Below are 21,803 nucleotides of genomic sequence, written 5' to 3' on the forward strand. Positions count from 1 at the left end.
AGAATCGAGGGGTGACTTCGACTGCCGTTCATCTTCCCGCTCCTCGCATCCCACGAGTGCGCGCCGCGGCCGGGCGGCTTCAGGATAACCCGGTGCCCGGACACAAGCGCGTCCTGCTCGCCGCCCCCCGCGGATACTGTGCAGGGGTGGACCGCGCGGTGGTCGCTGTGGAGAAGGCGCTCGAGCGCTACGGCGCCCCCGTGTACGTCCGCAAGCAGATCGTGCACAACATCCACGTCGTGACGGAGCTCGAGGCCAAGGGCGCGATCTTCGTCGAAGAGGTCGACGAGGTGCCCGAGGGGGCGCACGTCGTCTTCAGCGCGCACGGCGTCTCCCCGGCCGTCGTCAATGCCGCATCGGATCGCGGCCTGCACGCGATCGACGCGACCTGCCCGCTCGTCACCAAGGTCCACCGCGAGGCCGTGCGCTTCGCCCGGGACGACTTCGAGATCCTGCTCATCGGCCACGACGGCCACGAGGAGGTCGAGGGAACCGCGGGGGAGGCCCCGGACCACGTCACCGTCGTGAACTCGCCGGAAGAGGCCGACACCGTGCAGGTGAAGGACCCGTCGAAGGTCGTGTGGCTGTCGCAGACGACGCTCTCGGTCGACGAGACGATGGAGACGGTGAACAGGCTCCGCACCCGCTTCCCCGAGCTGCACAACCCGCCGTCCGACGACATCTGCTACGCCACGCAGAACCGGCAGGTCGCCATCAAGAAGGTCGCCCAGGGCGCCGATCTCGTGATCGTGGTCGGATCGGCCAACTCGTCCAACAGCGTCCGGCTCGTCGAGGTCGCCCTCGAGTACGGCGCCAAGGCCGCCTACCGCGTGGACTACGCCGAGGAGATCCGCCAGGAGTGGCTCGACGGGGTGGAGACCGTGGGCGTCACCAGCGGTGCGTCGGTGCCCGAGGTTCTCGTGCGCGAGGTGCTCGACGCGATCGGCGATGCCGGGTACCGCGACGTGGAAGAGGTCAAGACGGCGGAGGAGGACCTCATGTTCTCGCTGCCGAAGGAGCTCCGTCAGGATGCCGCGGGTCAGCGCGACGCGCGCGCCCTCGGCGGCCGCGCCTCCGCTGGAGGGGGTGCGTAGCGGTGAACGCCGCGGAGGCGGAGCCGACCCTCATCGGGTCCGTGCAACGCGCGCTCCGCCTCGTCGACATCGTCGCGAACTCCCCACGGCCTCTTCCGGCCAAGATGCTCTCGTCGATCACGGGACTCACGCCGGGAACGACCTACAACCTCGTGCGCACGCTGGTGCATGAGGGGTATCTGAGCGCAGAGCCGGACGGACTCGTGCTGGGAGGCCGATTTCCGTCGTTCCAGCAGCAGATCGACTCGCGCGGGGTGTTCCTGGCGCGGGTGCGCGCCGCGCTGCGCGCAGTGACGGAGGACGTCGGCGCCACGGCCTACCTCTCCCGATACGCGGACGGGGAGATGCACCTCGTCGACATCGTGGACTCCGTGCGGAATCCGCGCATCGAGCTCTGGGTGGGACTGCACGCCAGTGCCCACGCCACTGCGCTCGGCAAACAGATCCTCGCGGCGCTCTCCGAGGAGGATCGCCTGGACTACCTCTCCCGGCACCGGCTCGAAGAGCTCACGCCGCGGACGATCAGCGACCGGCGGACCCTCCTCACCCAGCTCGAGCAGACGCCGGGGTGGGCGGTCGACCGGGAGGAGTACGCGATCGGCGCGACGTGCGTCGCGGTGCCCGTCATCGCGCCCGGTGTCACGGCGTCGCTGGCGGTCTCCCTGCCCGCCGACCGCGCCGTCGTCAACCGCCGACTGGTGTCGAACCTGCAACGCACGGCGCGGCGGCTCTCGCTGCAGCTGGGGGCGGATGCCCTCGACACCGACGGGCCGGACGCGGAGTTCACCATCTGAATTCCGGGGCCTGGTGCGGGCATCGCGGGTTCCCTATGATCGAAGACGTAGTGGCTGACAACGCCCTACTGATCGCCTACGGCGTCCCCAGCGCCGGCGACCAACGGGATGAGGAGCGTCCCCAGCGCTCCACGTCCGCGGCCCCGAGAAGTCCCCACTTCTCCGGGGCCGCTATCGGTTGGGGCCCGGTTTCCTGAACGTTCCGCTGAGCCCCTGCCGATACCATGGCGGGATGACCGACCAGCGCCCCCGTTACGGGGAACTCGCCACGCCAGAGGAGCAGCGGAGGGCCGCGGGTCTTCCACCCCTGGCGGAGGTGGTCGCACCGACGGCGCCGTCCCCGGCGCCGGCACCGTCGGCCGCACCGCAGACGTCCGCTCCGGCGCGCCCCCACCCTGTGGACAGGTTCGCGACGATCGCACTCCTCGCCTACGGCCTCGTCAACGTCGTGGTGACCGGTCTGTCCTACCTCGACATCGTTCCCGTCATGAACCAGACCATGGGCATGCTGGGCATCGAGGGCGAGTTCACGAATTACGCCGCGGGCCGCATGTGGGGGACCATCGCCGCCGTGGTGCTCGCTGTCGGGTGGTGCGTCACCGCGGCGCTGTCCATCCGTCGCCTGCGCCGTGGCCGCGTCACATGGTGGCTCCCGGTCGTCGGGGCGGTGGTCACGGTGGGCATCGCCGCCTTCTGTCTCGTCGTACCGATGATGGGCGATCCGGCCTTCACCGCCTACCTCGACCAGGCGACCGGGACCCGCTGACCCCGCGCGCAGACACGAAAGGGCCCGGCATGATGCCGGGCCCCTCCGGGTTCGTGCGGACGGTCAGCTCTTCGACTGGCCGTACGAGCCGAGCTGACGGGTCGACTCGACCACGCGGGCGGCCATCGCCGTCTCGGCGATCTTGCCCCAGGCGCGCGGGTCGTACTGCTTCTTGTTGCCGACCTCGCCGTCGACCTTCAGCACGCCGTCGTAGTTCTTGAACATGTAGTCGGCGATGGCACGGGTGTAGGCGTACTGCGTGTCGGTGTCGATGTTCATCTTGATGACACCGTTGGCGACCGCGAGCGCGATCTCCTCGTCGGTCGAACCGGAGCCGCCGTGGAAGACGAGGTCGAGGGGCTTGGCGCCGGTGTTGTACTTCGCGGCGACCTCGGCCTGGATCTCGCCGAGAAGCTCGGGACGCAGCTTCACGCCGCCCGGCTTGTACACGCCGTGCACGTTTCCGAAGGTGAGGGCGGCGATGTACCGGCCCTGCTCGCCGAGGCCCAGTGCCTGCACGGCCTGGTCCACGTCGGCGAAGGTCGTGTAGAGGGCCTCGTTCGAGCCCTCGTGCTGCACGCCGTCCTCCTCGCCGCCGACGACGCCGATCTCGACCTCGAGGATGGCGTTGATGGCCTTCATGCGGGGGAGCAGCTCCTTGGCGATCTCGATGTTCTCGGCGAGCGGGACCGCCGAGCCGTCCCACATGTGGGACTGGAAGATCGGGTTGCGGCCGGCCTTGACCTCTTCCTCCGAGGCGGCGATGAGCGGCTCGACGAAGCCCGCGAGGGCGTCCTTCGGGCAGTGGTCGGTGTGCAGGGCGACGGTGACCGGGTAGTTCTTGGCGACCTCGGTGGCGTAGCGGGCGAAGGCGAGGGCGCCGGTCGCGCGCGCCTTGACCGTGTGGCCGGCGAAGTAGTCGGCGCCACCGGTGGTGACCTGGATGATGCCGTCGGAGCCGGCCTCGGTCAGGCCCTGGAGGACGGCGTTGATCGTCTGCGAGCTCGAGACGTTGAACGCGGGGTACGCGAAGCCGCCTGCCTTCGCGCGGTCGAGCATGTCGGCGTACTGATCCGGGGTGGCGACGGGCATGAGAACTCCTGCGGTAGGTGAAGCCGGGACAGCTGCCACTCTATCGGGGCGGGTGTGCGGCGTCGGCAGGGCGAGGCACGCCGTCGCGGTGGGTCTCCTTCGTCGGCGTTAAGAAGTGCGATTTCTTCATAGCCCGCGAGCGGAAAACGAGCCGATCGATGCCCTCCTCGTGGCTAGGCTGGGAATCATGGTGAGTCTGACTGCCGACCTGAGTCCGCTGCGTCCCGACCGGAACCTCGCGATGGAGTTGGTGCGCGCGACCGAGGCGGCGGCGATCCGAGCCGTGCCGTTCATCGGCCGCGGGGCGAAGGAGGCCGCTGACGGTGCGGCCGTCGACGCCATGCGGGCCTTCCTCGGGACGGTCGACTTCCAGGGCCGCGTGGTGATCGGCGAGGGCGAGAAGGACAACGCCCCGATGCTCTTCAACGGCGAGGTCGTCGGGACCGGTCGCGGGCCCCTCTGCGACATCGCGGTGGACCCCATCGACGGCACGTCGCTGACCGCCGCCGGGCGGCAGAACGCCCTCTCGGTGATCGCCGTGTCCGACCGCGACACGATGCTCGACGCCTCCAGCGTCTTCTACATGGACAAGCTCGTCACGGGGCCCGCCGGTGTGGGCGTGGTGGACATCCGTCTGCCCATCGGCGCGAACATCCGCAAGCTCGCCGGTGCGCTGGACAAGCCGGTGGACGAGATCGTGGTGTCGGTGCTCAACCGCCCCCGGCACGAGCAGCTCATCCAGGAGATCCGCGACGCCGGAGCCGGAACCCGCCTCATGAGCGACGGCGATGTCGCCGGCGGCATCAACGCCGCCCGGCACGACGCCCGCACGGACATGTGCGTGGGGGTCGGCGGCAGCCCCGAGGGCATCGTCACCGCGTGTGCGATCAAGGCCCTCGGCGGTCATATCCAGGGTCGGCTCTGGCCGCGGGACGACGACGAGCGCCAGCGCGGCATCGACGCGGGGCTCGACATGGACAAGGTCTACGAAGCCGACGACCTGGTGCAGGGGAACAACACGATCTTCGTCGCGACGGGTGTCACGGACGGCCAGCTCGTGGCCGGTGTGCGGCGCGAGCGCGGCTACGTCTACACCGAGAGCGTGGTCCTGCGAGGAGCCTCCGGAACTCTGCGCCGCATCGCGTCGGAGCACCTCGTCTCGAAGTGGCTGTGAGGCCTCTCCCGCGGTGATGATCGTGGGCCGGATTCCCGCCATCGTTACCGACCCGGTATCGCCTCCTCCACGGGTCGGCCCCGGTTCGGCGAGCCGTCGTGTCACAATTGTCACTGGGTTTGTCGCCGTCGACGGAGCCGCCAGGCACCGCAGGCACAGGAGGGCGAACGCATGACAACGCAGCACACGAGCGGCTCGAAGAGCGCCGCGCCGACCAAGATCATCACGACGAACACCGGACGCATCCTCCGGGTGAGCGCCGATGCCGAAGCGGCGGCCGTGGCCCCGCCGGCACCCGTCGCGCAGCCGACCGTCGACCCGGCTCGGCGCGCCGACGTGCTGTTCCGCGTCCGCCGCGCCGAGGGGCACGAGGTCAGTGCCTGGTGGATGATCGGCGCCTTCCTCGCTACGAGCGGCCTCGTCATCCTGCTGCTCAGCGGCGTTCCCGGCGTCGCCTGACGCCCTCGCGGCCGGTCGATCCGTCGCCGCTGTCAGTCCTCCCGGTCGGGAAGCGCGGCGGCGTGATCCAGACGCGCGCGAACCTCGCCGACATCAGCCTGCATCGCGTCGGCGGCGTCTTCGGCCTCGGTCGGGACCAGGAGCTCCGGCGCGGTGAAGCGCCGTCCGTCCGCGGTGATCGCCGGCACCGGTGCCAAGGCGTCCGCATCGACGCCGGGGAACTGGCGGGCGGTGACGAGAACCCGGGACTCCAGGGATCCGGCGAAGCGGTTGTAGCTGTCGACCGTGCGCTCGATCGCCCGACGGAGGTCGTCGGCATGACCCGCGAGCGTGCCGAGGCGCTCGTACAGCTGTGTGCCGAGTGCCAGCAGTGACCGGGCCTCGGTGGACACCTCCTGTTGGGTCCACGTGTAGGCGACCGTCTTGAGGACCGCCCAGAGGTTCACGGGAGAGGCGAGCGCCACGCGGCGGCTGAAGGCGTAGTCGAGCAGCGTGGGGTCCTCGTCGATGGCGGCGGCCAGCAGCGACTCGCTCGGCAGGAAGCAGATGACGAACTCCGGGCTCGCGTCGAGGCCGGACCAGTAGGCCTTCTTGGCGAGGGCGTCGACGTGCGCGCGCACCGCGCGGACGTGTTTCTGCATGTGGGCACGACGCTGCGGTTCGTGGGCGTCGCCGACGGGGAGCGCCGACGCCTCGAGATAAGCGTCGAGCGGCACCTTCGCGTCCACGGCGATCGACGTGCCGCCCGGCAGGCGGACCACCATGTCCGGGCGCCCCTGCCCGCGGTCGGAGGTGATCGTCGCCTGCAGGTCGAAGTCGACGTGCCTGGTCAGCCCCGCGGCCTCGACGACGCGTCGCAGCTGGGTCTCGCCCCAGACGCCGCGCGTGGAGGTGGATCGCAGCGCGCCGGCGAGCGACTCGGTGGTAGCACGGAGCGCTTCATCGGACTCCTGGGCACGTCGGAGCTGCTCGGCGAGCGTGCCGAACTGCGCCTGCCGCTCGCTCTCGATCGCAGCGACCTTGGACTGCATCTGCTGGAGGCTCTCGCGCACCGGTGCCAGGGCCTGCAGCACGGCGTTCTGCTGCTGGACACGCTGCGCTTCCGCCCGCTGCTCGGAGCGGGCGTGTTCGACCGCGTCCCGGTAGAGGTCGTACTGGCGGTCGCGGTCGTCTCGCGCCGCCGCGAGCTCAGCCTGCGTGCGCGCGATGTCGGCGGCGCTCCGTCCGGCTCGGAGGAACCAGCCGAGAGCAACGCCCGCGGCGAGGGCCACGAGCAGGAGAACGATCGACAGGGCATCCATGGCTCCATGATGCCGAGGGCCTCCGACATCGCCGGGAGGCGGCGAGGCGCGTCAGGCGACGGCGCGCTCCAGCGCCGGCACGGCGGGCTCGGTGACGCGGAGCCCGAGGGCGTCGGCGAGCCCGAACACGTCGAAGGCGCCGGCGCGGGCGGCCGCGTCGACGATGATCTGTGCGCAGGCGAGCGCATCCGCGAGCGCGTCGTGATGCGAGAACTCCGCATACCCTGCCGCCGCGGCGGCGAGCGGAAGGCGGTACGAGTCGAGCTGGTAGGTCTTCCGCGCCACCTGGAGGCTGCACAGTGAACGGTACGGCGGGCAGATCTGGCCCGTCACCTCCGTCGCCCGACGCAGCACGTTGAGGTCGAAGCCGGCGTTGTGAGCCACGAGCACGTCGGCTCCGGCGAAGGCGCAGAGCCGTTCGAACTGGTCGACCCACGTGGCCGCCGAGAGCACGTGCTCGGGGCGGATGCCGTGGATGCGGACGTTCCACTCCTGGAACTCGTCATGGCCGGGCGGAGGCTGGATCAGCCAGTTCGCGGTGGCGACGACCTTCCCGTCCCGCACCCGCACGAGTCCCACGGAACACGCGGAGGCCGGGCTGGAGTTCGCGGTCTCGAAGTCGATCGCAGTGAAGTCCAGTGGCACGTCCTCACTCTCTCCCGGGCCTCCGACGTCGCTGTGCAGGCTCGCCGTATGCTGGCCACATGGCGGACGAACTGGCGAGGTCCTTCGGTGCGGCGGCCGGAAGCTACGAGGCCGGACGGCCCGAGTACCCGTTCGAAGCGGTCGCCTGGATGTTGGAACCGATGGCGGACGGTGCGCGTCGGGTCGCCGACGTCGGCGCCGGGACCGGCAAGCTCACGCGGGCGCTCGTCGCGGCTGCGGACGCCGAGGTCGTGGCGGTCGACCCGGACCCCGCGATGCTCGCCGCGCTTCGCGAGGCCGTACCAGGGGTCCCCACTTTCGTCGGGACCGCCGAGGAGCTCCCACTGCCGGACGCGAGCGTGGACGCCGTGGTGCTCGGTCAGGCATGGCACTGGGTCGAGCCCGTCGCCGCATCCGCGGAGATCGGTCGTGCGGTGCGGCCGGGCGGTGTACTGGGACTCGTCTGGAACCTCCGTGACGAGCGCGTGGACTGGGTGAAGCGGCTCACCGACATCATGCACGGCAGCAACGCCGAGATCATGCTCGCGGCCGGCGACCCCGTGGTGGCGGAGCCGTTCGGCTCCTTGGCCCAGGAACGCTGGGAGTGGTCGCGCCCCATGACGCGGGAGCTCCTGCACCGCATGGCCGCGTCGCGCAGCGCCGTGATCACCGCCGACGAGGCCGAGAAGGACCGGATCCGTCGCGAGATGGACGCGCTGTTCGACGAGCTCGGCCTGCACGGGCACGACACGGTCGAGGTGCCGTACGTGACGAGGGCGTTCCGCGCGACCCGCGGCTGAACAGGCGCCCGCGCCGTATCAGGCTGTTTCTGCGCCCTGCCGCCTGATCTCGCGTGAGTGCCTGCCCTCCGCGAGGGTGAGGAGGGGAGAGCGGCGCAGGTAGACTCGTTCCCCGTGGCTCTCACTATCGGAATCGTCGGCCTGCCCAACGTCGGCAAGTCCACCCTCTTCAACGCTCTCACCAAGAACGACGTGCTCGCGGCGAACTACCCGTTCGCGACGATCGAGCCGAACGTCGGCGTGGTGAACCTGCCCGACCCGCGGCTCGAGAAGCTCGCGGAGATCTTCGGGAGCGAGCGCATCCTGCCCGCCGCCGTGTCGTTCGTCGACATCGCGGGCATCGTCCGAGGGGCGAGCGAGGGGGAGGGCCTGGGCAACCAGTTCCTCGCGAACATCCGCGAGGCCGACGCGATCGCCCAGGTGGTGCGTGGGTTCTCCGACGACGACGTCGTGCACGTGGACGGTGCCGTGAACCCGGCGTCGGACATGGAGACCATCAACGCGGAGCTCATGCTCGCCGACCTGCAGACCGTCGAGAAGGCCATCACGCGGTACGAGAAGGAGGTGCGGGGCAAGAAGATCGACCCGTCGGTCCTCGAAGCCGCGAAGGCCGCCAAGGATGCGCTGGAGCGCGGAATTCTGCTCTCCACCAGCGGCCTCGACCTCGAGCCGATCCGTGAACTCGGGCTCCTCACGGTCAAGCCCGTCATCTTCGTCTTCAACGTCGACGAGTCCGTGCTGACCGACGACGCCCGCAAGGCCGAGCTCGCCGCCCTCGTCGCGCCGGCGCAGGCCATCTTCCTCGACGCGAAGATCGAGTCCGAGCTCAAGGACCTCGACCCCGAGGACGCCGCCGAGCTCCTCGCCTCGACGGGGCAGGACGAGTCGGGCCTCGACCAGCTCGCCCGCATCGGCTTCGACACGCTCGGCCTGCAGACCTACCTCACCGCAGGTCCGAAGGAAGCCCGCGCCTGGACCATCCCCAAGGGGTCGAAGGCCCCGCAGGCCGCCGGCGTCATCCACACCGACTTCGAGAAGGGCTTCATCAAGGCCGAGATCGTGTCGTTCGACGACCTCGTGGAGACCGGGTCCGTGCAGGAGGCCCGCGCCAAGGGCAAGGCGCGCCTGGAGGGCAAGGACTACGTCATGCAGGACGGCGACGTCGTGGAGTTCCGCTTCAACAATTAGACCGGGGTCCTCGCGCCCTGACTGCTGACGGAGCGTCCACACGAGATTCCCGTCCTCTCCGGGGCCGGATCACGTACTCCCTCGGCGTTGATCTTCATGACCTCGTGATCGTCGCGCGTCACGCGACGGGAGGATCATCCGATTGCTGCGCCGCAGCGTCCAGCAGCTGGGACAGAGTCTCGAACGTGATCAGGGGAGATTCCCCCTTCCACTCCTGCTCTGATGTGTATGCCTGAATCCCTTCGACGACGACCAACGACAGGTCGGCGTCACGACGAAGAGCCTTCTCGACCCACTCCCGTTTCTTCCCCAGGGTGGTGCGCCAGCTGTGGCTGTCGAGTCCGAGCTTCTCTGCGATGTTCCGAATCCGACCCATCGAGAAGATGGATTTGCATTCCAACACGAAGACACCGTCGTCACGCGTCGCGAGCACGTCGATCTGGCCGGGGTTCTTCTCGTCGCAGTGGAGGCGCTCCTTGCCGGATTGCGTCGTCCACGTTCCGTTGGCATCCACCGAACCGGCTCGGAACCCATGCGAACGGAGCAGGCTCACGACCTTGTCTTCGAAAGGCTGGGAGATGACGTGCTCGCGGAGTGTGGTCTGCTGAATCGCAGCCAAGAGCCACGGCGCGAGGGAGTCCGCGAGCAGATAACAGCTCGTCCAGCAGGCGCCGGCGGAGCTGATCACCGGGTACGAAGCGACTTCGTCCTCAAGGCTGATGAGGAGTGAGGTGATCTCCGCGTAACCGAGCACGATCGACTCTCCGGTTTCGGAATACAGCTGCGTGGAGAACTGCTCTGAGAGGGATGCTATGCCCGGTTCGAACGGTGCCAGGCGGATGATCAGCGACATCCGCAGATACAGAGCCAACCAGATCGGACGCGCCTCGCCCGACGCAGGTAGCCGGGACAGATGAGGGAAGTCTCCGGCGGAGAACATCTCTCCAGGGTCGGACTGCAGCGAGAGGATCTCAGCGATCGCGCGGATGCTGCCAGCCACATCGGACATCAGTGAGCGTGCATCAATCGTCGTGGGAAGGCTCGCTCCGCTGATCAGTATCGTGACGGCCTGGTCGGGGTCGGAGGACTGCCAGATCGGAGCGAGTTCCGTCATGTCGGCTTCGTGGCTGAGCCAGCATGCAGAGACCAGGTTCGCGAGATCGACGAGAGCCCTGGAGCTTCCCGAATCTGGCATCCTCTGCAAGAGCTCCAACGCCCGCTTCACGTGTGGGCGGGCAGGCTCGGTCGGCTCCCTGAGCGAGTTCCATACGGCGAGCAGTACGACAGAGGCCCAATCCGAGTCGATCGAGGCGGCGAGCTCTGCTGATCTCCCTCGGAGAAGCTCGAGGTCGACCGTCTCATCCTCTCGCCTCTTCTCGAGCACACGCGAAAGCTCCTCGGCGTCGCGGCGTGCGCGCTCTCCGACGAAACGAACATCGCTCCTCATAGGGCTCCAATCCACATCGACGTGCCGAGCAAGTAGGGCTTACCCTATGGGGTCGGCGACCCCGAGGCGCGACCGACCCGCTAGTGCCGCACCCCCGCGTCCGGCCCGTGGCGATCCTCGAACTCACGGAGCGGGCGCCTCGCGCGGCGGGTCTCGACGATCCCGACGACGATCCCGGCAGCGAACACGATGATGCTGAGAACGCGCCACAACCCGGCGGGCGCATCGAGGAGGAACGCGACCGTCCAGCCGACCGTCATCACCGACGAGAACACGATCGCGTAGATGCCCCAGTTCCGCCGCCGTTCCAGTGCCATGCGCTGCTGGATGAGCGACGGCTCCGGTCCGCCCGCGGGCCTGCTCATACCCGGAGGGAGGTGCCCTCGCCGCTGCCGGCAGGGATCGGGACCGCAGCGCCGGAGCGGGTGCGGAACCACAGGGTGAGTTCGAACAAAGCGCGCTCCATGGTGGAGGAGTCCGCGCCGTCGACGAGGTCGTCGAAGGAGTCGCGGAAGCCTGTGGGGGCGGCCGCGCTCCCACCGCGGAACGACCGGTAGCCCATCGACCAGTCGGAGAAGAGCCGGGTGGTGATCGGCGTCTCCAGGAGGATGCGCATCGCGCGGTGACGCGGATCGTCCGCGATCGTGTCAACGAGTCGGCGTACGGCCTCGACCGGTCCTTCGAGGACCTGGAGGAAGCGCCCCTGGCGGAACAGGAGGAGACCGGTGATGTCGCGGGCCGCGTTCGACCGACGGCACTGCTCCAGAAGCTGCTCCAGGGCGGTCTCACGGAACGGCTGCGCCGCCGTGCTGGTGTAGACGAGGCGGAGCAACCCGTCGGTCATGGCCGCCGTCACCCCTGCACCAGCTCCGGGGTTCCGAGGGCAGCATCGCCCTCCGAGGGGCCGGCGTGGGCGACGACCTCCGTGGTCGCGTCGCTCAGCGTGGCGTGCAAGCCGAGGGGCTGCGCGGACGCGGAGAATGCGGCGAAGCGGCCGTCGGGCTGACGGTCGACGTAGCCGAGGAAGTCTCCGCCGCGGCTTCCGACGTGGAAGCCGTCCTCGACGCACGCCCAGAGGACATCCGATGCGGGGTGGGGGGAATCAGGCACGGCTCCACCCTACGGTGGACGGCCGACATCGCCGCGGGCCTTGCGCGCACCCGCCTCGATATGGCACACGGACCCGGCGCGGCCTCAGTCGCCGGCGCGCGGGCGTCCCGGTTCCCGCCAGCGCGGCGGCACAGGTGCCGGGGTGAGCGGCTCGACGCGGTCCGGCGTCGGCAGGCTCGCGGGAACCCCGGCGTGCAGGACGAGCTCCTCGTCGGCGTGCCGGATCGTCACCGGCTCCCCGGCGCTCAGTCGGTAGGTCGTCTCCGTCGGTGTGATGTCGACGTGCAGGATGCAGCCGTGCAGCCGGACTCCGAACGCGAGACGGGTGACGCCGTCCGGAAGCTGCGGCCGGAAGGACAGGCCGTCGTCTCCCTCCCGCATACCCCCGTAGCCGGCCGTCACGCCCGTCCAGATGCCGGCGAGTGCCGCGATGTGCAGTCCCTCGTCGGTGTTGCCGTGGAGGTCGTCCAGGTCGAGGGCAGCGAGCTCGGCCAGATAGGCCGATGCCAGTTCGAGATGCCCGACCTCGGCGGCGATCACGGCCTGAGCGGCCGCGGAGAGCGAGGAGTCTCGCACGGTCAGGGCGTCGTAATAGGCGAACGCCCTGGCCTTCTCCTCCCAGGTGAACTCCTCGTGGGAGGTGTAGAGCGCCAGCACGAGGTCGGCCTGCTTCAGCACCTGCTTGCGGTAGATGTCGAAATACGGGAAGTGGCTGTGCAACGGATACTCGTCGGGCGCCGTGGCGTCGAAGTCCCACCGGGCGTGCGCGGTGAAGCCCGCCGACTGCGGGTGCACCTGTCGCTCTTCGTCGTAGAGCACGGTCATGGCGTCGGCCGCGGCCTCCCAGGCGGCGACCTCCTCCTCGTCCGCTCCCAGCGCTGCGGCGACCTCCGGGTGCCGTCGGGCGGCAGCCGCCGCCCCGCGGAGGTTCCGGCGCGCGGAGAGGTTCGTGTAGACGTTGTCGTCGACGACGGCGGTGTACTCGTCCGGGCCGGTGACGCCGTCGATGTGGAAGCCGCCGTCGTCATCCCCGCGCCCGAGGGACAGCCAGAGGCGCGCCGTCTCGACGAGGATCTCCGTGCCCGCCTCCCGCTCGAAGTCCTGGTCACCCGTCGTGCGGACGTAGTGCATCACGGCACCTGCGACGGCGGCGTTGATGTGGAAGGCCGCCGTGCTCGCGGGCCAGTAGCCGGAGCTCTCCCGGCCGTCGATCGTGCGCCAGGCGAAGGACGCGCCGCGCAGGCCGAGCGTGCGCGCCCGCTCCCTGGCGTGATCCAGCGTCGCGTGACGCCAGCGCAGTGCCTGGAGCGCGGCATCGGGAGCGGTCGAGGTGAGCACGGGGAGCACGAACGCCTCGAAGTCCCAGAACGTGTGGCCCTCGTAACCGGAGCCGGTGAGGCCCTTGCCCGGCACGGATCGGGCTTCGGCCCTCGCCGACGCCTGGAACACCTGGAACAGCGCGAAGCGCACGGCCTGCTGCAGCCGCGCATCGCCGTCGATACGGACATCACCGCACTCCCAGTACCGATCGAGGACCGCGCGCTGACCCGCCATCAGCGCCTCCCAGCCCAGACGAGCGGCTTCCTCCACGGCCTCCTCCGCGCGGTCCCGCAGCGTCTGCGGCGCGAGGGTGGCCGACCACTCGTGTCCGATGAGCTTGACGACCTCGAGCTCCTCGCCGGGCGCGAGGTCCACGCGGATGCGCGTGCGTGCCAGGTCGTCGTCGACCTCGGTCGTCACCTCCGGAGCGCCCTCTGCGGAGACGCGCACGATGTGGTCAGCGCTCACCGCGACGCGCAGGCCGCTGCGCCGGGTGCGATGCAGCAGCGTGCTCCGCGCGCCGCGCTCCGATCCCGCGACGGCTTCCAGCGGACGGGCGAGGAGCTCCTGCACGCGCGGGTCGTCGTGGGTCGTGGGAAGCGGTTCGTTCGCGAGCAGCTCGGACAGCACGGTGATCGCGAGGGCGCCGTCGACCGCTGTCACGCGGTAGCGCACGGCGGCCAGCGACCGGTGCTCGAGGGAGACCAGACGGGTCGACGTGATGTGCACGCGACGGCCCTCCGCCGATTCCCAGTCGACCTCCCGGTGCAGGGTGCCGTCGCGGAGGTCGAGGCGGCGGGTGTGCGTGTGCACCGTCCCGTGCTCGACGTCGAACGGCTCGTCGCCGACCAGCAGGCGGATGAGCTGCCCGTTCGGGACATTGATCACCGTCTGTCCGGTCTCGGGGTACCCGTACCCGTCCTCGGCATACGGCATCGGGTGCTCTTCGAACACGCCGTTGAGGTAGCTTCCCGCGACGCCTCGCGGGTCACCCTCGTCGAGGTTCCCGCGCCAGCCGACGTGGCCGTTGGAGAGACCGAAGACGGACTCCTCCTGCGCGAGATGGGCGGTGTCGACGCTCTCGATGCCGACGGCCCACGGTTCGACGGTGAAGCGCGCCGTCATCGGCGCGCCCGACCCTCGGGGGGCTCGTCCGAGGAGGAGGTGAGGATGCCGAGGAGCATGGAGTTCCCTTCTGCCGGAGACCGTGTGCCTCGACGGTATCCGTGCCTACGCGTCGGCACGAGGGAGTTGCGCGGCGCCGAGCCGGTCGGGTAGGTGCTCAGCGGCGCGAGCGGCGCCAGGGCACCAGTACCGCGCCGAGGACGCCCGCGACCGCCACGGTCCGCCACCCGGGGTGCACACGCAGCCAGGTCGTGATGCTGCCCCGTCCGCGGTGCGGCAGCCCGCCCCGCTGATCGGTGTCGCGGAGCGGACCGACGAGGTTCCCGAACTGCGCAGGGGCGCTCTCGTTCGTGCGCATCATCCGGAACCCGAACCGGCCGAGCGCCGCATCAAGAAGACCGGGCGCGATCCGCTGGACCCCGGTGAGCAGCAGGGCGCCACCGCCGACGTGGATCGTGCGGGCCGGATGGACGGCGGCGTAGACGATCGCCCGCGCGACGGACCGGGCGCGGTAGTGCGGATGCGGTCCGCTCGGGCGATACGTCATGCGGCTGCGGGCGTGGCGGTAGATCGGGGTGTCGATGACGGCGGGACGGACGACGGTGATCGTGACGGGCGCGCGCTCGGCGCGCAGTTCGCGGCGGAGGGCGTCGACCGCTCCTTCCACCGCATGCTTCGAGGCGGCGTAGGCCCCGTGCAGCGGCATCGCCGCCACCGCCTCGGCCGAGCTCACCACGATGATGGTCCCGCGCGAGTGCCGGAGCGCCGGCAGCGCCGCCTGGAGGCCGTTGAGCTGTCCGACGACGTTGACGTCGAGGACCCGCCGGAGCTCCTCGGGGGTGGTGTCGGCGACGGGGGCGTAGAGGAGCACCCCTGCGTTGCCCACCCAGGTGTCGATCCGGCCGAACGCATGCGTGATCTGGTCGACTGCGTCCTGCACCGCCCGGCGGTCGGAGACGTCGCACACGACGCCGCGGACGTCCCCGCCCTCCGCGGCGATCTCCTCGACCGTCTCGGTCAGCGCCTGTTCACCGCGGGCGAGCAGGACGACGGATGCCCCCGCTCGGGCGAAGCCGAAGGCCGCCTCCCGGCCGATCCCGCGGGAGCCGCCGGTGACCACCACCACCTGGGCGTCGAGGGGCGGCCGCCGTACGCGTGTGCGCGGCGACCGTCCCTTCCGCGAGACCGATGACGGCATGTCACTCCTTGTGGAGCGCGTCCTGCGCGGCGCCGGCCACCTTCTCCACGACGTTCGGCAGCTCGGTGGTGCCGTAGAAGCGTGCGTCCGGGTGAGTGGGCGGAGGCATCTCGGCCGTGGTCGTCGGACCCTCGTGGTAGCTGAACTCGCCGTGTCCGTCCGGCGTGGGGCCGGATGCCCAGGTGCCTTCCGCGGCGGCAGGACCGTCGCTGAAGTTGAGGTACTGGTACGACACGTCGCGGTGCTCCTTGGAGAGCGGGAAGTTGCTCGGCACGGGGAGCTTCTCGGCGCCCTCGGCCTTCAGCTCCTCGGCCGCGGCGAGCCATTGGTTCTGGTGCATCGTGTCGCGCGCCAGCAGGAAGCTCAGCAGATCCCGGACGCCGTGGTCGTCGGTCATGTGGTAGAGCCGGGCGACCTGCACCCTGCCCTGCATCTCGGCGTTCGCGTTGGCCATGAAGTCGGCGAGGAGGTTGCCGCTGGCGGTGATGTACGAGCCCTGCCACGGGTTGCCGTTGCTGTCGACCGGACGCGCGCCGGCACCGGCGACGATGCCCTGCTGCACATCCGTGCCGCCCACGATGGCGGCGACCGTCGGGTCATCCTGCACGGCGTCCTCCGTGATGCCGAGCGGGGACTTCTCGAGCAGCTGCGCGATCATGACCGCGAGCATCTCGACGTGCCCCATCTCCTCGGCGCCGATGCCGAAGACGAGGTCGCGGTACTTGCCGGGGATGTGCATGTTCCACGCCTGGAACTGGTACTGCAGCGCGACGGTGATCTCGCCGTACTGCCCGCCGAGGACCTCTTGCAGCTTGCGGGCGTAGACGGCGTCCGGGGCCTCGGGCGTCGCGGAGAATTGGAGCTCCTGTCGATGGAAGAACATATCGAGCCTTTCTCTTCTGGGGATGGGCTGGCCATGCAACGCCCGGTCGGCCGATCCACGCAGGGCCTTTCCAAACCCCGACGCGCCTGGGACAATCAGTCTCGGCCCGCGTGAGATCGGACCTCGCCGCGGCGATAGCCGGTCAGCGCCGACGCCGTCAACCCCCGCCCGCATCCGCGGTCCTCCGGGCAGTCTGTTCCCATGACGGAGGAGACGGCGGCAGCGCAGGACGCGATCGACGCCTTCCTCGAGTCCCACCTCGATGAGATGGTCGAGCGGCTGTCGGCCTGGGTCGAGATCCCCTCCGTCTCGGCGGACCCCGAGCGTCGGATGGACGGGGTGCGATCCGCGCATTGGATCGCCGCAGAGCTGCGCGACGCGGGCTTCACGACGTCGCTGCTCCCGGCGGGCGATGCGGTGACCGTGTTCGCCGAGCGCGAGGGCGCGCCGGGGTCACCCACGGTCCTCGTCTACACGCACCACGACGTCCGCCACGCCAAGCCGGAGGAGTGGAACGAGACGGCGCCGTTCGCGCCGGTGCTCCGAGAAGGGCGGCTCTACGGGCGCGGCGCGTCGGACGCGAAGGGCCAGGCCCTCGCGCACGTCTGGGCGCACCGGGCGGTCGAGGCCGTGGACGGCGTCGGAGCCGGGGTGCACCTCAAGCTGCTCATCGACGGCGAGGAGGAGATCGGCTCCCCGCACCTCAAGGACCTCCTGGAGGCCGACCCCGACCGGTTCGCGTGCGACCTCGTCGTCTTCTCCGACACCCTGCAGTGGGAGGTCGACTCCCCGGCTCCGGTCACCTCGATGCGGGGGACGCTCACCGCGACGCTCACGGTGGAGGGGCCCGACCGGGACGTGCACAGCGGTGCCGCCTCCGGCGTGACGGTGAATCCTGCCCTCGTGCTCTCCCGCGTGCTCGCGCAGCTGCACGACGAGGACGGGGGGATCGCCATCCCCGGATTCCATGACGGCGTGGCCCCGCTCAGCGACGAGCGCGCTGCGGAACTGGACGCGTTGCCGTTCGACCCCGAGGACTGGACGCGGCGTACCGAGACCAGGGTCATCGTGGGGGAGGAGGGCTTCACCCCGAAGGAGCGCCTCTGGGTGCGCCCGGCCATCGAGGTGATCTCGCTGCTCGCCGGAGACCCGGAGGGCATCGAGCGCTCCGTGATCCCGCGGGAGGCCATGGCCTCGCTGAGCATCCGAACCGTCGCCGATCAGCGAAACCACGACGTCGCCGACGCGCTCCGCGCCTTCATCGCCGACGTGATGCCCGCCGAGGCGCCGTATCGCCTCGAGGTCGACGAGGACATCGCGCAGGAACCGTATGTCTCTCCTCCCGGACCCTATCGGGACGCCCTGGAGCGGGCCCTCGCCCGCGGTTACGGTCGCGCGGTGCGGGGGAGGATGGGCAACGCCGGGGGAGGGCCGGCCGAGCTGCTGTCCCGGGAACTCGGCGCCCCGGTCGTCTTCCTCGGAACGGGTCTGCCCGAGGACCACTGGCATGCGAGCGACGAGAGCATCGATCTGCGCATGCTGGTCCGCGGCGCTGCGACCCTCGCGCATCTGTGGCGCGAGCTCGCCGCCGCCTCATGACTCCGCCGGGGGATGCGAGGAGGAGGCTCGTCCCCCGGCGGGCTACGCTGGACGCAGGCGCCACCGCCCGGTGCCCGGTCGCAGGAGCCCGGCGCGGACGGCGCCTGCGAACCTGACACCGACGGCTTGAGGAGAACGACGCCGATGACCGACACCCAGATCTTCGAGCCCGAGGGCCGCGCCATCCCCTTCGTCGACGAGGGCGATGGTCCGGTCAAGCTGGTGCTCATCCAGGAGCGCGGCCTGGCCGCCGACGTGCTCGGAGTGGTCGGTCACTACCTGGCGGAGGAGGCCGGATTCCACGTGGTGCGGATCGGCCATCGCGCGGATGACGCAGAGGCCTCGGTCGAGGACCGCGTCGCGGACGCGCTCGACGTCATCGACCACATCGGCCTCGGCGACACGTGGATCGGCGGGCACGGCTTCGGCGGCACGATCGCGCGGTCGTTCGCGCTCGTTCACCCGGAGCGCGTGAACGGTCTGGCCCTCCTCGGCGTGGAGGACGTGGACACCCCCCTCGCCCCGGTCATCCCGGTGCTGCTGATCCAGGGGACGGCCGACGAGGTCACCCCGCCCGCGAACGCCGAGAGCCTGCGCGCCATGGCTCCGGAACGCGCCAGCATCAAGGTCGTCGAGGGCGGGGATCACCTCTTCCCGATGACGCACCCCATCGAGACGGCTGTCGTGCTCGAGGAGTATCTCGACTGGGACTGAGCCCGACCCTGTGCACACGCGAACGCCGCGGCCGGATCGGCCGCGGCGTTCGAAGTCTGAGCTCTCAGGCGACCTGAGGGAGCACGGCGAAGGAGACGGAGCCCTCGTCGTCCACGCCCGCGTCGAGCACCTTGTCGTCCAGGGCGGAGGCGGCGGCCTCGTCGAGGAACAGGCGGGTGCCCGACAGCTCGACGACCTGATCGGCGGGCTCCGGGTCGGCGGTCACGGCGACGGCGAGCCGGGCCGCGCCCGTGTCGTCCTGCGCCTCGGCGGTATGGATGCGCAGCCCAGCGGCCGGCGCGTCGTTCTGACGACTCACGAGGGTCGACACGATGGCGGTGGCGTTGTCGGTGAGGGTGAGCATGAGCTCTCCTTTCCGGTTGGGGCATGACGCGGTCGCGACATGTCCGGACTACGATTCCGCATCGTCCGGATCCGCTCGACCCCCTTGCGCCTGCGGGGGTGGTGCCTTTAGCCTCGCAGCCGCTTGCGGAGGAACACCTGAGCGGTGCCGTCGCCCTGCGGCACCCGCTCGCGCTCCTCGTAGCCGCAGGACTCGTACAGCCGGATGTTCGCCTCGCTGAGGCTTCCGGTGAAGAGCTCGGACTCGCGGGCGTCCGAGGCCTTCTCCGCCGCGTCGAGGAGCTTCCTCCCGATGCCCTCGCCCTGCATGTCGGGGGCGATCGCGATCCGCCCGATCAGGAGCAGGTCGTCGTCCTCGACGAACCGGATCGCCCCCACCAGGCGGCCGTCGATCCGTGCGCCGAGCCCGCTCTCCGAGGTGAGCTCTGCCTCCATCTCGGCGAGCGTCTGCGTCAGCGGCGGCATGTCGACGCTGCCGTAGATCGCCGCCTCGGACACGAAGGCCGCCCGCTGGATCGTGAGCACCTCTCCGGCATCCGCCGCGGTGAGAGGCGCGATGACCACCTCGGGACGATCCTCCTGTGCTGCTGTTCCCACTGTTCCGCCTCTCTCGATGGCCCTGTCGCCTCCCTCACGTTCGGGGGTCCGCCCGGTGGGTGTCAACCCCCTCGAATCGGCTGTGCCGCGGGGCTACCGTGACAGCAGGAGGTCACACCATGGCAGACACGAAGACCAAGAAGACCGGCAGCTCCAGCAGCAAGAGCGGAGCGACGAAGGCGGGCGTCAAGACCACGCGCCAGCAGAATGCGGAGAAGGGGTTCACCGCATCCCCGACCCTCGCGGCGAACCTGCAGGCGGTGCTCGTCGACCTTCTCGAACTCTCGCTGCAGGGCAAGCAGGCCCACTGGAACGTCGTCGGACGGAACTTCCGCGACACCCACCGTCAGCTCGATGAGATCATCGAGGACGCCCGGACGTTCAGCGACACCATCGCGGAGCGCATGCGCGCCCTGCACGCCGTGCCTGACGGGCGCAGCGCCACGATCGCGAAGACGACGACGCTCCCCGAGTTCCCGACCGGTGAGGTGTCGACGACGGAGACCATCGACCTCGTCACCGCGCGCCTCGAAGCCGCAGTCGGGACGATGCGCGACGTGCATGACGCCGTCGACGAGGAAGACCCCACGTCCGCGGATCTGCTGCACGCCGTCATCGAGCGCCTGGAGCAGTTCGCGTGGATGGTGAGCGCGGAGAACCGCAGCCCCGCCGGCCGCTGATCAGCCCGCTGTCCGACCGCCGCCCCCGTCGCGCTCATGCCGACGAGGGCGGCGGTCCTTCGTCTGCTCCGACCCGCGCGCGGGCTCGCCGCAGCAGGCCGGGCAGCGCCATCCACAGCCCGACCACGAGCAGGAGCGAGGCGATCAGCGCGACGATCCCGGCGGTGCGGCTGACCGTGAAGTCCACGATGAGCGTCGTGACCCCGATCGTGAGGGCACCGATCACGAAGAGGTCGATCTTCACCAGGCGCGCCGCCGTCCGGACGAGCTCAGGCTTCAGCCGGCTGCCGAACAGGGCACGATGGATGCCGACGGGGGCGAGGGCGAGGATGGTGGCGACCGCCGCGAGTGCCACGAGCACGACATACAGGTCGCGCTGGAATTCGTCCATATCGGTGAAGCGCGGCTGGAACGCCACCGCGAGGAGGAAGCCGGTGAGGATCTGCGTGCCGGTCTGCATCACCCGCAGTTCCTGCAGCAGCTCCTCCCAGTTGCGGTCCGCGCGCTCGTTCGGGGTCTCGTCGCGGCCGTCATCGCGGTCGTCGCGCTCGTCGGCGCCGCCACGGGATTCTGCTGTCATGGCGATAGTCTCGTGGGCACGATCCGGCGCTGTCCAGAACCTTGCGCTGCCGGATGGACAGGCCTCAGGAAAGGACCCGAGATGACCCTTCCCCCGATCGACGAATGGTGGCCCGAGCTGTCCGACGATGCGCGTCGCGCGGTCATCGACAGCGGGTCGCGGCATCTCGACGAGGACGTCCGGGAGGAGATCCGGGAGATCACCGGAGCGGTGGTGGGGATGATCGAGTCGCTGTCCGACGACGACCTCGCGTACGCCCGGGACCACGCACCCGACGAGGACTGAGACGTCAGCCCTCCGGCTGCTCGGCGGTCTCCTCGCGCAGCCGCGGCTCCGTGCGACGTTCGGGGCGCACGCCGTGCTTGTCGGCGTAGAACGCGCGGATCCGGTCCATGTCGGCGGCCACGTCGCCCGTGAGGTCGATCGTCGGCCCGAGGCCCGTCGTCATCGTGTGGCGGTCGACGAAGCCGAGAGTGACCGGCATGCCGGTGGCTCGCGCGATCCGGTAGAAGCCGCTCTTCCAGTACTCGTTGCCGCCCCGTGTGCCGTCGGGGGTGACGACGAGGCCGAACACCGTCCCGGCATGCACCTGGTCCACGACCTCGCCGACGACGCGCGCCGGATCCGCCCGGTCGACGGCGATGCCCCCGAGCCCGCGCATGATCGGCCCCCGCCAGCCGCGGAACAGGCTCTTCTTGCCCAGCCAGTGCACGTCGATGCCGAGGCGCCACGCGATCGCGAGCATGAGCACGAAATCCCAGTTCGAGGTGTGCGGGGCGCCGATCAGGACGGTCGGTCGCGTCGGCGCGGCGTCGGCGACGAGGGTCCACCGGCTGACGGCCCAGTACACGCGGGCGAGGAATCGTCGGAGCAT

At 70.1% G+C, this 21,803-nt stretch carries 25 protein-coding genes; 11 read left to right on the forward strand and 14 right to left on the reverse strand.

The features are described 5' to 3' along the window. Window positions 1-47 precede the first annotated feature (47 nt). The 3 genes from AC3B5L_RS05650 (at window position 48) to AC3B5L_RS05660 (ending at window position 2,654) form a co-directional block, all read left to right on the forward strand. The gene (locus AC3B5L_RS05650) at window positions 48-1,094 is read left to right on the forward strand and encodes a 4-hydroxy-3-methylbut-2-enyl diphosphate reductase (RefSeq protein ID WP_187664117.1); all 1,047 of its coding nucleotides are present in this window, start codon (window positions 48-50) and stop codon (window positions 1,092-1,094) included. 2 nt (window positions 1,095-1,096) lie between these two features. Beyond that, window positions 1,097-1,888 (forward strand): IclR family transcriptional regulator, encoded by a 792-nt coding sequence (locus AC3B5L_RS05655; RefSeq protein ID WP_187663602.1) that lies wholly within the window; start codon window positions 1,097-1,099, stop codon window positions 1,886-1,888. Between the two features lie 232 nt (window positions 1,889-2,120). Next, complete coding sequence (locus AC3B5L_RS05660; RefSeq protein ID WP_490096280.1) at window positions 2,121-2,654, forward strand: DUF6264 family protein; 534 nt, start codon at window positions 2,121-2,123, stop codon at window positions 2,652-2,654. A 63-nt stretch (window positions 2,655-2,717) separates the two neighbouring features. Here the strand turns inward: AC3B5L_RS05660 and fbaA are convergent, their stop codons facing one another. After that, on the reverse strand, window positions 2,718-3,746 hold the full coding sequence (gene fbaA, locus AC3B5L_RS05665; protein WP_187663604.1) for a class II fructose-bisphosphate aldolase: 1,029 nt from the start codon (window positions 3,744-3,746) through the stop codon (window positions 2,718-2,720). A gap of 187 nt (window positions 3,747-3,933) precedes the next feature. On the opposite strand from fbaA, the gene glpX reads away from it, so the two are divergent. Together glpX and AC3B5L_RS05675 are read left to right on the forward strand one after the other, a co-directional pair. Then, window positions 3,934-4,920 (forward strand): class II fructose-bisphosphatase, encoded by a 987-nt coding sequence (gene glpX / locus AC3B5L_RS05670; protein ID WP_490096281.1) that lies wholly within the window; start codon window positions 3,934-3,936, stop codon window positions 4,918-4,920. 171 nt (window positions 4,921-5,091) lie between these two features. Next, window positions 5,092-5,379: a hypothetical protein gene (locus AC3B5L_RS05675; protein WP_259952169.1), complete on the forward strand. Its 288-nt coding sequence runs from the start codon at window positions 5,092-5,094 to the stop codon at window positions 5,377-5,379. Between the two features lie 32 nt (window positions 5,380-5,411). Here AC3B5L_RS05675 and AC3B5L_RS05680 read toward each other — a convergent pair whose 3' ends face one another. Both AC3B5L_RS05680 and AC3B5L_RS05685 read right to left on the reverse strand, forming a co-directional pair. Beyond that, window positions 5,412-6,680, reverse strand: coding sequence for a DNA recombination protein RmuC (locus tag AC3B5L_RS05680; protein ID WP_363445795.1), 1,269 nt, complete (start codon window positions 6,678-6,680; stop codon window positions 5,412-5,414). Between the two features lie 51 nt (window positions 6,681-6,731). Further along, entirely contained in the window at window positions 6,732-7,325 is a 594-nt protein-coding gene (locus AC3B5L_RS05685) for an exonuclease domain-containing protein (RefSeq protein WP_259952171.1), read from the reverse strand. A 59-nt stretch (window positions 7,326-7,384) separates the two neighbouring features. Here AC3B5L_RS05685 and AC3B5L_RS05690 point away from each other — a divergent pair, with 59 nt between their 5' ends. Then, window positions 7,385-8,125: a class I SAM-dependent methyltransferase gene (locus AC3B5L_RS05690; protein WP_259952173.1), complete on the forward strand. Its 741-nt coding sequence runs from the start codon at window positions 7,385-7,387 to the stop codon at window positions 8,123-8,125. A gap of 114 nt (window positions 8,126-8,239) precedes the next feature. Further along, window positions 8,240-9,313, forward strand: coding sequence for a redox-regulated ATPase YchF (gene ychF / locus AC3B5L_RS05695; RefSeq protein WP_259952176.1), 1,074 nt, complete (start codon window positions 8,240-8,242; stop codon window positions 9,311-9,313). Between the two features lie 118 nt (window positions 9,314-9,431). On the opposite strand, the gene AC3B5L_RS05700 is transcribed toward ychF, so the two are convergent. The 7 genes from AC3B5L_RS05700 to AC3B5L_RS05730 form a co-directional block, all read right to left on the reverse strand. Beyond that, window positions 9,432-10,760, reverse strand: a complete 1,329-nt coding sequence (locus AC3B5L_RS05700) for a hypothetical protein (RefSeq protein WP_268777777.1) — start codon at window positions 10,758-10,760, stop codon at window positions 9,432-9,434. A gap of 80 nt (window positions 10,761-10,840) precedes the next feature. Next, window positions 10,841-11,125 carry a hypothetical protein gene (locus tag AC3B5L_RS05705; protein WP_490096282.1) on the reverse strand — a complete coding sequence of 95 codons (285 nt, stop codon included), beginning with the start codon at window positions 11,123-11,125 and terminating at the stop codon, window positions 10,841-10,843. Beyond that, complete coding sequence (locus tag AC3B5L_RS05710) at window positions 11,122-11,604, reverse strand: BLUF domain-containing protein (protein WP_259952183.1); 483 nt, start codon at window positions 11,602-11,604, stop codon at window positions 11,122-11,124. The genes AC3B5L_RS05705 and AC3B5L_RS05710 overlap by 4 nt, the downstream gene beginning before the upstream one ends. A gap of 8 nt (window positions 11,605-11,612) precedes the next feature. Further along, window positions 11,613-11,870, reverse strand: a complete 258-nt coding sequence (locus AC3B5L_RS05715; protein ID WP_060923504.1) for a hypothetical protein — start codon at window positions 11,868-11,870, stop codon at window positions 11,613-11,615. 84 nt (window positions 11,871-11,954) lie between these two features. Further along, complete coding sequence (locus tag AC3B5L_RS05720) at window positions 11,955-14,315, reverse strand: glycoside hydrolase family 65 protein (RefSeq protein ID WP_490096283.1); 2,361 nt, start codon at window positions 14,313-14,315, stop codon at window positions 11,955-11,957. A gap of 157 nt (window positions 14,316-14,472) precedes the next feature. Then, window positions 14,473-15,513: an SDR family oxidoreductase gene (locus tag AC3B5L_RS05725; RefSeq protein ID WP_370428689.1), complete on the reverse strand. Its 1,041-nt coding sequence runs from the start codon at window positions 15,511-15,513 to the stop codon at window positions 14,473-14,475. Window position 15,514: 1 nt separating this feature from the next. Then, complete coding sequence (locus AC3B5L_RS05730; RefSeq protein ID WP_085606628.1) at window positions 15,515-16,396, reverse strand: manganese catalase; 882 nt, start codon at window positions 16,394-16,396, stop codon at window positions 15,515-15,517. 201 nt (window positions 16,397-16,597) lie between these two features. On the opposite strand from AC3B5L_RS05730, the gene AC3B5L_RS05735 reads away from it, so the two are divergent. Further along, window positions 16,598-17,995 (forward strand): M20/M25/M40 family metallo-hydrolase, encoded by a 1,398-nt coding sequence (locus tag AC3B5L_RS05735; RefSeq protein ID WP_490096284.1) that lies wholly within the window; start codon window positions 16,598-16,600, stop codon window positions 17,993-17,995. 144 nt (window positions 17,996-18,139) lie between these two features. After that, the gene (locus AC3B5L_RS05740; protein WP_490096285.1) at window positions 18,140-18,709 is read left to right on the forward strand and encodes an alpha/beta fold hydrolase; all 570 of its coding nucleotides are present in this window, start codon (window positions 18,140-18,142) and stop codon (window positions 18,707-18,709) included. A gap of 64 nt (window positions 18,710-18,773) precedes the next feature. Here AC3B5L_RS05740 and AC3B5L_RS05745 read toward each other — a convergent pair whose 3' ends face one another. Both AC3B5L_RS05745 and AC3B5L_RS05750 read right to left on the reverse strand, forming a co-directional pair. Further along, window positions 18,774-19,073: a hypothetical protein gene (locus tag AC3B5L_RS05745; RefSeq protein ID WP_060921362.1), complete on the reverse strand. Its 300-nt coding sequence runs from the start codon at window positions 19,071-19,073 to the stop codon at window positions 18,774-18,776. Between the two features lie 107 nt (window positions 19,074-19,180). Further along, window positions 19,181-19,669, reverse strand: coding sequence for a GNAT family N-acetyltransferase (locus AC3B5L_RS05750; protein ID WP_187663617.1), 489 nt, complete (start codon window positions 19,667-19,669; stop codon window positions 19,181-19,183). Between the two features lie 119 nt (window positions 19,670-19,788). Here AC3B5L_RS05750 and AC3B5L_RS05755 point away from each other — a divergent pair, with 119 nt between their 5' ends. Beyond that, the gene (locus AC3B5L_RS05755; protein ID WP_187663618.1) at window positions 19,789-20,349 is read left to right on the forward strand and encodes a Dps family protein; all 561 of its coding nucleotides are present in this window, start codon (window positions 19,789-19,791) and stop codon (window positions 20,347-20,349) included. Window positions 20,350-20,383: 34 nt separating this feature from the next. Here AC3B5L_RS05755 and AC3B5L_RS05760 read toward each other — a convergent pair whose 3' ends face one another. Then, complete coding sequence (locus AC3B5L_RS05760; RefSeq protein WP_292795365.1) at window positions 20,384-20,929, reverse strand: DUF6328 family protein; 546 nt, start codon at window positions 20,927-20,929, stop codon at window positions 20,384-20,386. 81 nt (window positions 20,930-21,010) lie between these two features. Between AC3B5L_RS05760 and AC3B5L_RS05765 the strand changes: the two genes are divergently transcribed. Continuing rightward, window positions 21,011-21,214, forward strand: coding sequence for a hypothetical protein (locus AC3B5L_RS05765; protein WP_187663620.1), 204 nt, complete (start codon window positions 21,011-21,013; stop codon window positions 21,212-21,214). A 4-nt stretch (window positions 21,215-21,218) separates the two neighbouring features. Here the strand turns inward: AC3B5L_RS05765 and AC3B5L_RS05770 are convergent, their stop codons facing one another. Further along, window positions 21,219-21,803: a 1-acyl-sn-glycerol-3-phosphate acyltransferase gene (locus tag AC3B5L_RS05770; protein ID WP_370428692.1), complete on the reverse strand. Its 585-nt coding sequence runs from the start codon at window positions 21,801-21,803 to the stop codon at window positions 21,219-21,221.

The sequence above is a fragment of the Microbacterium sp. C-MGS6 genome, from assembly GCF_058140415.1.